General features: G+C 45.7%; 7 protein-coding genes. 3 read left to right on the top strand and 4 right to left on the bottom strand.

Features of this window, described 5'->3' with window-relative positions:
- Positions 1 to 123: 123 nt before the first annotated feature.
- From N39L_RS24740 to trxB, 4 genes are all read right to left on the bottom strand, one after another.
- Positions 124 to 1,491, bottom strand: a complete 1,368-nt coding sequence (locus N39L_RS24740) for an NAD-dependent succinate-semialdehyde dehydrogenase (protein WP_014276674.1) — start codon at positions 1,489 to 1,491, stop codon at positions 124 to 126.
- Between the two features lie 273 nt (positions 1,492 to 1,764).
- On the bottom strand, positions 1,765 to 2,928 hold the full coding sequence (gene rpoD / locus N39L_RS24735; protein ID WP_006619888.1) for an RNA polymerase sigma factor RpoD: 1,164 nt from the start codon (positions 2,926 to 2,928) through the stop codon (positions 1,765 to 1,767).
- Between the two features lie 1,427 nt (positions 2,929 to 4,355).
- Positions 4,356 to 5,240: an ABC transporter permease gene (locus N39L_RS24730; protein ID WP_006619889.1), complete on the bottom strand. Its 885-nt coding sequence runs from the start codon at positions 5,238 to 5,240 to the stop codon at positions 4,356 to 4,358.
- Positions 5,241 to 5,278: 38 nt separating this feature from the next.
- Positions 5,279 to 6,631, bottom strand: a complete 1,353-nt coding sequence (gene trxB, locus N39L_RS24725; protein ID WP_043468555.1) for a thioredoxin-disulfide reductase — start codon at positions 6,629 to 6,631, stop codon at positions 5,279 to 5,281.
- Positions 6,632 to 6,812: 181 nt separating this feature from the next.
- Here trxB and N39L_RS24720 point away from each other — a divergent pair, with 181 nt between their 5' ends.
- The 3 genes from N39L_RS24720 to N39L_RS24710 all read left to right on the top strand — a co-directional run bounded on the left by N39L_RS24720 (position 6,813) and on the right by N39L_RS24710 (position 11,124).
- On the top strand, positions 6,813 to 7,475 hold the full coding sequence (locus N39L_RS24720) for a class I SAM-dependent methyltransferase (RefSeq protein ID WP_014276670.1): 663 nt from the start codon (positions 6,813 to 6,815) through the stop codon (positions 7,473 to 7,475).
- A gap of 156 nt (positions 7,476 to 7,631) precedes the next feature.
- Positions 7,632 to 8,981, top strand: coding sequence for a GH25 family lysozyme (locus tag N39L_RS24715; RefSeq protein ID WP_043468552.1), 1,350 nt, complete (start codon positions 7,632 to 7,634; stop codon positions 8,979 to 8,981).
- Positions 8,982 to 9,195: 214 nt separating this feature from the next.
- Positions 9,196 to 11,124 carry a cation:proton antiporter gene (locus tag N39L_RS24710; protein WP_014276668.1) on the top strand — a complete coding sequence of 643 codons (1,929 nt, stop codon included), beginning with the start codon at positions 9,196 to 9,198 and terminating at the stop codon, positions 11,122 to 11,124.
- The last annotated feature ends 369 nt before the right edge of the window (positions 11,125 to 11,493 follow it).

The following is an 11,493-nucleotide window of genomic DNA, read 5'->3' as shown; positions in this document are numbered from 1 at the left end:
TTTCAACTATACAAATAGATTAAAAAACCGGATAATTTTCGGCTTTCCGTAGTTTTTGGGTAAAATATAGGCGCAAAATCCCCCAGCTACTAGGTAATTTTTACCCCTAATTTTGAGTCTGAGTTATTTAATCCAGACCGTTTTCACATTGACAAACTCATGAATCCCTTGGATACTTAACTCTCGTCCGTAGCCAGAGCGTTTAATGCCACCAAAGGGCAAGCGCGGATCGGATTTGACCAAACCGTTAATAAATACGGCTCCGGCTTCTAGTTCCAAAGTTAAACGATCCTGTTCAGCCGTGTCTGTAGTCCATGCACTTGCACCCAGACCAAAAGATGTGCTATTCGCTAATGCGATCGCCTCATCTATATTTTTCACCCTAAATAAAAGCGCAACAGGTCCAAAAAATTCCTCCTGATCAGCAGGCGTTCCAGGGGGGATGGAAGCTAAAATAGTAGGCGCATAGAAATTTCCCGGACGATCAGAGAGTCGATGACCGCCCGTGAGAGCTTTAGCTCCCGCAGCTAGGCAAGTTTGCACCTGTTCGTCAATATCCTTGAGAATTCCCGGCGTAGCCAGGGGACCCACTTCTGTATCTGGGAGCATTGGATCTCCCACTTTCAGCGCCTTAAATTTGGCGACCAGTTTTTTTTCAAATTCTCCGGCGATGGAGGAGGCAAGAATAAACCGCTTGGCAGCAATACAAGACTGACCGTTATTCAGCATTCTAGCTGTCACCGCCGTTTGTACTGCTGCTTCTATATCGGCGCTTTCTAGCACAATAAATGGATCGCTACCCCCTAATTCTAACACTGTTTTTTTGAGATTTTTACCAGCAGTAGAAGCTAAACTAGCTCCGGCTGGTTCACTTCCGGTCAGGGTGGCAGCCTTAACGCGCGGGTCAGCCACAATTTGAGCTACTTTGTCCGCTCCCACCAGGAGGGTTTGGAAAACTCCAGGGGGAAACCCAGCCGCCGTGAAGATTTCGGCAATAGCTAAAGCACATTGAGGCACGTTAGAGGCGTGTTTGAGCAACCCCACATTCCCAGCCATTAAAGCCGGAGCCGCAAAGCGGAACACCTGCCAAAATGGGAAATTCCAAGGCATGACAGCTAAAATGGCTCCCAGGGGTTGATAGCGCACGAAACTCCGAGTCGCATCACTGGCGGCCGGAACATCAGCCAGAAACTGAGGCGCGTTTTCTGCATAAAACCGACAAACCAAGGCGCTTTTTTTAGCTTCGGCGATCGCATCTTTGATAGGTTTTCCCATCTCCAATGTCATGATTTGGGCAAATCTTTGTGCATCTCGCTCCAAAATCTCCGCCGCCCGGTTCATCCATTCAGCTTTTTTCTCAAAAGGCAGATAGCGGTAACGGCTAAAGGCTTGCTCTGCTGATTCCAGACAGGCTTCTATCTCCGAGTCAGTCAGGGATTCAAAGGTTTTGACCACTTCTCCCGTGGCGGGGTTGATGGTGGCGATTCCCATAACGAATTGATCTTTTTAATAAAATTAAATGTTTACATCTAATCATCCTACCTCTGAAAAACCATCTCTTATCAATTAATTTCCCATTCAGCCAACTGTTTACACAAATCTATAACTTTATTGAAATAACTTAAAATTTATGAGAAAAATTCGGGCTCAAATTCCCCAAAAATTTAATTTTCCCTCATCTTATTTACAAAACTAAAAAAACACCCAGAAAGCTGTTCTCTGGGTGATATAAGACCAAATTATGGTTCAGGCTGTAGGTATCCCCTAGCGAATATACTCTTTGAGAATACTATTGCGGTTGGGATGACGTAACTTTCGTAGAGCCTTAGCTTCTATCTGGCGAATGCGCTCCCGAGTCACGTTGAATATCTGCCCTATTTCTTCTAGGGTTTTCATCCGTCCGTCATCGAGTCCATAGCGTAGTCGCAAAACATCTCGTTCCCTAGGGCTAAGAGTATCTAATACACTTTCGAGGTCTTCCCGTAGTAAATTCTTAGAAACCTGATCTTCTGGGGTTTCTCCATCAGACTCAATAAAGTCTCCCAAGCGAGAATCTTCTTCCTTACCAATGGGAGTTTCCAGGGAAATAGGTAGTTGAGCGGATTTAGCAATAAATCTTAACTTCTCGATGGTCATTTCCATCCGGGTAGCGATTTCTTCCTCCGTCGGTTTACGACCCATTTCCTGAGATAGGAGTTTAGTAGTCTTTTTGATCCGCGAGATAGTTTCATACAAGTGAACCGGAAGTCTTATCGTCCGAGACTGATCAGCGATCGCCCGAGTAATAGCCTGACGAATCCACCAAGTCGCATAGGTACTGAACTTATAGCCTTTCTCGTGATCGAATTTTTCCGCCGCCCGGATTAACCCCAGACTTCCCTCTTGAATTAAGTCTTGAAACGACAAACCCCGATTCATGTACTTTTTAGCAATCGAAACCACCAACCTCAAGTTAGACTGAACCATTTTATCCTTAGCTCGTCTGCCCAGAAATAGGCGACGGCGGAATTCTGGTAGCCTCATATCAACCGCATTTGCCCATTCCTTTTCGTTAGGTTCGCGATGATAATGCTCTATTAGCTTTTCGCGTATTCGTTCCAACTCCAGCAAATCCGCAATCTTACGAGCCAGTTCAATTTCTTCATCAGCTCGCAGTAAGCGAATGCGACCAATTTCCTGAAGATACAGTCGAATCGAATCCTCTGTATAGTGCTTTTTTTTTGTCTGGGCACGTCGCCGAGATTTCGCGGCACCCCCAGTTTTAGCTAGTTCTGTGTCAGATTGAGACTCCTCTAATTCTTCTGGAAGAGATTTTCCATGTTCAAACAAATTTTCAACTAAATCTGGATCAGATTTCGGGTCAGATAATTCAATTGTTTCCATTTCAGGCTCAATGGTGGTTGCGAGTCCGTCTTTTATTTGGATCATGCCGCGTTCCTCATGCTCCTCAATTCAAGAATCCATCACGAGAGACAGAATATAACAATATATCTGTCTGTAGACAGTTTAGCCAATTCCTCACTCGGTCTGACTGTAACTTCGGCTTGTTGATCATAAACTATTGATGATTGAATTCCGATACAGCCCATCAGCTAAGGGTGACAAAAGTTGCTCAAACCATATATATAAAATATCTCAGGTTTCACTTGCCAGGGTCGGCCTTGACCGCATAAACAACAGCCAACTACCTCCCATTAGCAAAAGCATTGGCAACCGAGCGATTGTGACTAATACTGCCATCGATTCATTTTCGTTTACCCTACCCCTAGCGTGTTAAGGAACACAACGGGTATGGTAGGTACAATTCATGCTCTTCCTCCGAGAAACCCCATCCCCTTGTGGGTGGGTCAGGAATTGAGCCGGAATTGAGCGGGGTTAAATACCCCCTAATTTGCCCATTCGATAACTATAAGCGTAGCCTCCTGAGTTGGTAAAGGTTGACTGCAATTGCGGGGTAAAGCGGTATGGTTGCCGCTCCGGTGGGGATATGGTTGTCCCCGATACACCCATTGCTGGGGTAAAGTTCCCACTTGCCAATGTTCAGAGTCGGTACTTTCCAGATAGCACGGTCTTAACCCTCTAGGACTGTTTAAGCATCTGGTTTTAGAGCTGGGGACTACTAGCGATAGCGACGCATCCCCAGGTAAGAACTTTAACACTTGCTCTGAACGTAGACGCTGACCGCGTCTGAGGCCCGTCAACTAAACTCACTCTGGGTTAGGGGCTTTAACAAGCCCCATCCCGCCAGTTGAGTGGGGTTGTTGACTACATTATTTATGAATCGGTTTCCCAATCTATGTTAGCCCATATAACAAACTATGGGGGTTAGGTTAATTGAGCAATCCTATTTTAATGTTCATCTCAAACCTCGCGGAGAAACTTCGAGGAGATTAATTCAGAATTGAAATACATAATCTGGTGATCACAATCTAGGTGATTCCATAGCTTGCGCCACTCCAGGTCTCAATCCCTTGGTCTGTCCTCAACAGAGACTTTTCAAGACTGGGTATTCTCAAACCGGCCCCATGGGTTTCCGAATACAGGATATCCTTAGTTTTCCCGCTTTGACAGAACTCATGCCAACTAAATGATATAGAGGCTAAGTTGCTGGGTTTGGTTTTGAACCAAGGGATTTGCTCAAAAAACTGAAACCAGATGAATCGGAGAACTCCATTTCAATAAAGATTTTCACGGTAAACGTGATCATTGAGTTCTCAGATGCGTCAGCCTTTTCTGTTAAGGTAGCTCAAATTTGAAGAAATGGAATCCCATAAAATGTTAAATCACATTAAGTTTTTGCAGTCATGTCTTAATATTTGCCGGTCAATTGTTGATTTATTAATCATTTTCTGGGTTTAACTTTGATTTCGGGTCTTAGGATTTATCCACTCGCTAATTCCCTCTCCTAACAAAGATAGCCCCACTACCATGATGGTAAGGGCTAATCCGGGAAACAATGTACTCCACCAAATCCCAGTGGGGAGAGCTTCTAAGGCTAGGCGTAAATCATGGCCCCATTCGGGAGTTTCTGGTGGTAGCCCTAAGCCTAAAAATCCTAATCCTCCTAAAATCAGGATCGCATCGGCTGCATTAAGAGTTAACAAAACGGGGACACTCTGAATTACATTTAAGAACAGGTAGCGAGAAAGCACTGTCCAAGTATCAGCCCCCATGGCTTGGGCGGCTTCGACAAATAATTCAGTTTTGACGCTGGTGGTATGGTTACGAACTACCCGATAATACTGGGGGATATAGGCAATACTAAGGGCTAAGGCTGCATTAAACACCCCTCGACCGACGACAAAGGCTAAGGTAATGGATAGCAGCAGTCCCGGTAAGGTGTAGATGGTATCCATCAAAAACAACAAGCAACGATCTATTTTCCCGCCCTGATAGCCACTCAGAAGCCCCAGAGGAACGCCGATACATAAACTTAATACTGTTGCTAACAGTACCACCTTCCAGGCGGCTTGAGTGCCGAATAGGGTACGGGAAAAGATATCATACCCCTGGCGATTGGTACCGAACCAGTGCTTGAGTCCGGGGGGTTGATGAATGGGGTTGGCGAGAAATTCGGTGGGACTCTGTATCCATCCCCAGCTTTCTAATACTGGGGAGAAAATAGCGATCGCCACAAAAACAGTTGTGATCACAAAACCAATTGTCATCATCCAACTGGAAACACTACGGGAACCTGTGCGGGTCCAAAATCGAGCAAATCGAGATTTAGTGGAAGTCATTTTTTAGTTAACAGGTGACATACAGAAAGAGAGGATAACTATAAATTACTTTGAATGACATCTCGATACTGACTTTTTTGTTTAACCCCCTTCATTTCTCTGACTAACTCCTTATGTTTAAAAAACTGAATAGTGGGAGTTCCCATCACTCCGGCATTTTGTGCAATTTCCGGGTCTTGTTCTATATCAATTTCCACAAAGTGGATTTTACCATCAAACTCATCGACCAATTTATTTAAAATGGGCTTGAGGGTGCGACAGGGGCCGCAGGTAGGGGAAACATATTTAACCATAATTAAGCGATCGCTCTCATGGTAAAGTTTCCGCAGAGCATAACTGCCTTTATGCTTAGTGTTATTTATATCGTAAGTTTCCTCAGTATCTGCCGCCTCAGTTTCGGGGCTGGTGTCTGTATGGTCTGACGAGGATTCAGTTTGTGGAAATTCCTGAGCCAAATTCTGAGAAGATAACCATCGTTCTGCCAACATCGCCCCCATGCAGCCACTACCGGCCGCCGTCACCGCTTGCCGAAATTCATGATCTTGAACATCTCCAACGGCATAAACACCCTCAACGCTGGTTTCTACGCCATGATTTTTAGTGACAATATAACCGACAGAATCTAGTTCTAACTGTCCTTGAAAAATGTCAGTGTTGGGAGTATGACCAATGGCATAAAATAGACCATTAACCAGCAATTCACTTTCCTGGTTTGTGCGGTTATTTTTAACTACAATTCCCGCAAGTTTGCCATTGCCAAATACTTTAAATGCCTCAGTGTTCCAATGAACAGTTATTTGGGGGTTTTGTAAAACTCGCTGCTGCATAGCTTTACTAGCACGCAACTCATCTCGACGTACCAAAAGATGAACATGACTGGCATATTTAGTTAAATAAACGGCTTCCTCTGCTGCTGAGTCGCCGCCACCAATAACGGCTAATTCTACCCCTTTAAATAGGGGACTAGCGCCATCACAAATAGCACAGGCGGAAATGCCATTACTCCAGAAAATTTCTTCCCCTGGTAGGTTGAGTCGTTTAGCGGTAGCTCCTGTAGCAATAATAATACTATGGGTGGAGATTTCCCGGTCTGGGGAAGTGAGGGTAAAGGGTCTTTGACTGAGATCTACCTTAATCACGTCTTCGGTAATTAATTGAGCCCCCCAGCGCGCGGCTTGTGCTTTCATGCGATCCATTAATTGGGGTCCGGTGATACCATCAGGAAAACCGGGGAAGTTTTCTACTTCTGTGGTGGTCATTAATTGTCCACCGGGAACCCCACCCTTCTGATATCCTTCAAATACAATGGGTTTGAGGTTAGCCCGTCCTGCATAGATAGCGGCAGTGTACCCAGCGGGACCAGAACCGATAATGACTAAATTTTCAACCATTTTCAATATGGTAGGGGGAAATTCTACAATCCTTGATTATAAAGCATCAGGACTGGGTTTCCTGAAAGTTTCCTAAAATTATGGTGAGGATGGCTGAGGGGTTGACAATTAATAATAATTGATTAATAATTTGAGGTTAATAAATATTTTTTTGTGTAATTTCATTGGCAAAGTAATCTGAATGAAACGAGTTTTAGAACCGGAAGTGATGGATAGTTGGTCGGAAGCTGTAGAGTATGACTCTATGGATTTTTCGGAGGTGAATCGAGCTTTTGCAGAAGAGGCGATCGCGGTTTTACCAAGGTCAGAAGGGATGGTATTAGATGCGGGAACGGGAACAGCACGCATCCCGATTTTGATAGCGAAACAGAAGCCAGGCTGGCAAATTATCGGGATTGATTTATCGGAAAATATGCTGAAAATAGGGGAGAGGAATATCAAGGCGGCGGGAGTTAGTAGTCAAGTGGAATTAGCCTTGGTAGATGCCAAAAAGTTGCCATATATTGACGGTCAGTTTGATTTGGTAATTTCCAATAGTATAGTGCATCACCTGGGGGACCCTTTACCCTTTTTTTGTGAGGTGAAACGAGTATTAAAACCGGGGGGAGGGATTTTCCTGCGGGACTTACAGCGACCGAAAAGTGAAGCCGATCGCGATCGCCTAGTAGAGGAATATGCAGGGGACTGTAACCAGCATCAAAAACAACTATTCCGAGATTCCCTACAGGCGGCGTTTACCTTAGAAGAAGTGCAGGAGATGTTGAACCAAGCGGGTAATGGGGATATTAAAGTTTATACATCAAGCGATCGCCACTGGACGGCGGAAAAAATAGCGATCGGTTAACATAACGGTTAATCAACGGAACTCAGAAGTATTATAGTCAAAGTGCGAAGTGCGAAAGTAGAGTCAATGGGTCAATTGACTGGCCCGATAGCGGTTTAATGAGCTGATCCGCATTGCCAATACCTGATCAAAATATTATTGTTAAATGCCAAACCCATGAGTATACGCGGTATAGATGTTTCAGACTACCAACCCAACGTTGACTGGAAAGCAGTGGCTAATTCCGGTATGGCGTTTGCTGTCATTAAATCAACGGAGGGAGCCACCTTTGTGGCGGATGTTTTTGCTCCCTATTGGAAAGCAACCAAAGCCAACGGCTTAATTAGGGGAGCATATCACTTTTTTCGGCCGGCCAGCAATATTCAGGGACAAATCGATAACTTCCTGAGAATTGTTACCCTGGAACCGGGAGATTTGCCGCCGGTGTTAGATATTGAAACCACGGACGGGCTTGATTCCAAAACGGTATGCGATCGCGCGGCTGTGTGGTTAGAAGCGATCGAAGCAGCGACGGGATATCAACCGATAATTTACACCTATCCAGGATTTTGGCAACAACTGAACACCGATCGCTTTTCGGAATATCCCCTATGGATAGCCCACTATACCCAAGCGGAAAAACCAGCCATACCCGGAAAATGGAAAACCTGGGTATTTTGGCAATATACAGATCGCGGTCAAGTTGATGGTATCCGAGGCGGGGTAGATGTCAACATCTTTGAGAGTATCCGCAAAGGGGAACGGGGACCGAAAGTAGAATTAATGCAGACCAAGCTGAAAAAACGCGGTTTTGAACCGGGAGTAATTGACGGCATTTTTGGCGCGGGAACTGAAAGGGCTGTCATCAGTTTTCAGGATAACAAAGGCATTAAAGAAAAAAATGGGGTAGCTGGCTTAAAAACCTGGACTGCATTAATGGGTCAAGTGGAAAACTTCGTCCCACCACCAAGGGTAGAAGCAGAACCGACACCGACACCCGCCCCCGCACCCGCACCGACACCCGCCCCCGCACCCGCACCGACACCCGCACCCGCACCCGCACCGGCACCGGCACCGGAACCCGCACCCGCAACAACTCTAGAACTAATTGATATATGTCGGATCTATCGTGGTTCTGCGACGGAAGATAAAGCCTTAGTCTGGTTACAGGATAAAATCCCAAATGAGACCTTATTAGAGTTTGCGCGTTTGTGGAGAAATCAGGCTACTCCCCAAACCCAGTCGATTAGAATTCTAGATGTGTGCCGTTATTATCGGGATCTACCGAACCAAAATCAAGCCTTGCGGTGGTTACAACGGGAAATTCCAGTGACGATTTTGCTGGAATTTGAACAGAAATGGAACGCCACCCCGGAAGTAGTGGTTGATATTCGGTTACTCGATGTCTGTAGATTCTACGGTGGGACTCCTACCCAAAAAGAGGCGATCGAATGGCTACAAACGCAAATTCCCGCCCCTACCCTGGTAGAATTTGCGAGACTATGGCGTAGACCCGGTTCTCGATAAGCTATTAAGGGGTGAGGCGATCGCCCAATCTAGGATAGGTTAACATTAACATACTCATTCCTAGTGCCCACTATCTACCCCAAGTAGTTACCCCGCCAGAAGTTCAACAATAATCAATTTTTGATTTGTTGGAGTAGATGGAATCCCCCTCTGTTTGATGGCGGGTCTGATATCAAGTGACCGAAGATATTTTGATCGTGCGACAGTAACCCTTATGGACACATCCTTTGAGATCACCATGCTGATGGTCATAACCATCATTAGTGGTATCGGTGCTCAAGTTTTAGCGGACTATCTAAAAGTTCCTGCCATTGTCTTTCTACTGGTATTCGGTATCCTAGTAGGCAATGATATTTTAGGGCTAGTCCATCCCAACTTACTCGGCGATGGCTTAGAAGTCATTGTCTCCCTTTCTGTAGCCCTAATTCTGTTTGAAGGGGGATTAAGCCTAGAACTGAGAGCTTTAGGGGCTGTTTCTGGGAGTATCCGTAACTTAGTAACAGTCGGAACATTGATCACCTTGGTGGGTGGTGGTATGGCTGCTCATTGGCTAGGGGAATTTCCCTGGCCGATCGCCTTTTTGTATGCGTCCTTAGTAGTTGTGACCGGACCTACTGTAGTTGGTCCCCTACTCAAACAGGTTTCTGTTGATCGACCCGTGGCGGCGATTTTGGAAGGGGAAGGAGTGCTAATCGATCCCATTGGTGCTATTCTCGCCGTCTTAGTGCTTAATGTAGTTCTCAGTGGTAGTGCTGACCCCGTGGAGTTGTTCCGGGAATTAATCACTCGTCTAGGAATTGGTGCCACTATCGGGGTCGTCGGTGGTGCATTAATGGGGTGGAGTCTCAAACAAGCTAAGTTTATGTCTGAGGATCTCACCAGTTTAGTCGTCTTAGCTGCTCTCTGGGGGCTCTATGATGCTGCTGAATTGGTCAGTAGTGAATCGGGGCTAATGACTGCAGTTGTCGCGGGTCTAGTGGTGCGTTCTGTGGGGGTTCCAGAAATGCGTCAACTGCGCCGCTTTAAGGGACAACTGACCATGTTATGTGTGTCGGTGCTGTTTATTCTGTTAGCGGCGGATCTGTCTTTAGAAAGTATTGTCGCCTTGGGGTGGGGGAGTGTGTTAACGGTACTCGCTCTGATGTTTATTGTCCGTCCCATTAACGTTTTGATTTGTACCCTATCAAGTAAACTTAACTGGCGACAAAAGTTTTTTATTGCTTGGATAGGACCTAGGGGGATTGTATCAGCTTCTGTGTCTTCCCTGTTTGCGATTCTGTTGACTCAACGGGGAATGAATGGGGGAGACTCAATTAAGGCTTTGGTTTTCCTGACGATTATTATGACTGTTGTCACCCAAGGACTAACGGCTAAATATGTGGCTCAACTATTAAGAGTTACCTCGTCTACAGCTACGGGAGCGGTAATTGTCGGTTCAAATCCCATCAGCCGCCTGATTGGACAAATGTTCCAAGAACGCAATGAGTCGGTGGTGATTATTGATACAGACCCAGAGGCTTGCGAACAGGCTAAGGATGAGGGGTTGCGTGTTTATCAAAGTAGCGCCCTTGATACGAATGTCTTGGAAGAGGCGGGACTTGAGTCTATGGGGACTTTCCTGGCTATGACTAGCAATGGTGAGGTGAATCTAGTTTTAGCACAACGGGCGGCGGAAGAGTTCCAGCCTCCTCGTGTGTTGGCGATTTTTCCCCAAGAGCCTCAAAAGAAAACTGCTAACAGTAATGCTAAGGATAAGGTACAACAGGCTTTTATTCCAGAGTTCCCCCTGAAGCTGTGGAGTCAATATGTCCAGGACCGTGAGGTGAAGTTGGGGGAAACTTTGCTGAGACAACCGGGACTGGAGTTTCAGCGATCGCATTTACAGGCGATGATTCGCTCAGGGGAGTTTCTCCCTCTATTACTGTTGCGTCAAGATCAGCTAATGGTAGTCCCAGTGGCGGAAACTTGGCAAGCAGGCGATCGTATTATTTACTTACTCCATGATCCCAAACCTAAACTACTTAAACGTTTATCAGGTTCTCAACAAACCGATCTCACCCTTGATAAGCATCCCGTAGTCGAGGAAGTTCCCATTCCATCTCCTCACCTGGAAACTATTTCCGCTAAAGAATCTAGTAACTAGCTAGTCAACCAGCCTTCATTCCACAGATAGTTCGCAACAGTGTAGTCAAATTATGAAGTAGGTTGGGTGTAACGTAGTGGAACCCAACACCAGGGTTTTGTATAACGGCGGTGGAACCGAACACCAAGGGTTTTGTATGAAGTAGGTTGGGTGTAACGGAGTGTAACCCAACACCAGGGTTTTGTATAACGGCGGTGTAACCGAACACCAAGGGTTTTGTATGAAGTAGGTTGGGTGTAACGGAGTGTAACCCAACACCAGGGTTTTGTATAACGGCGGTGTAACCGAACACCAAGGGTTTTGTATGAAGTAGGTTGGGTGTAACGGAGTGTAACCCAACACCAGGGTTTTGTATAACGGCGGTGGAAC

Origin of the sequence: Limnospira platensis NIES-39, assembly GCF_026000695.1 — a bacterium.
Lineage (GTDB): Bacteria > Cyanobacteriota > Cyanobacteriia > Cyanobacteriales > Microcoleaceae > Limnospira > Limnospira platensis.
This window is presented reverse-complemented; position numbering and strand designations above follow the sequence as displayed.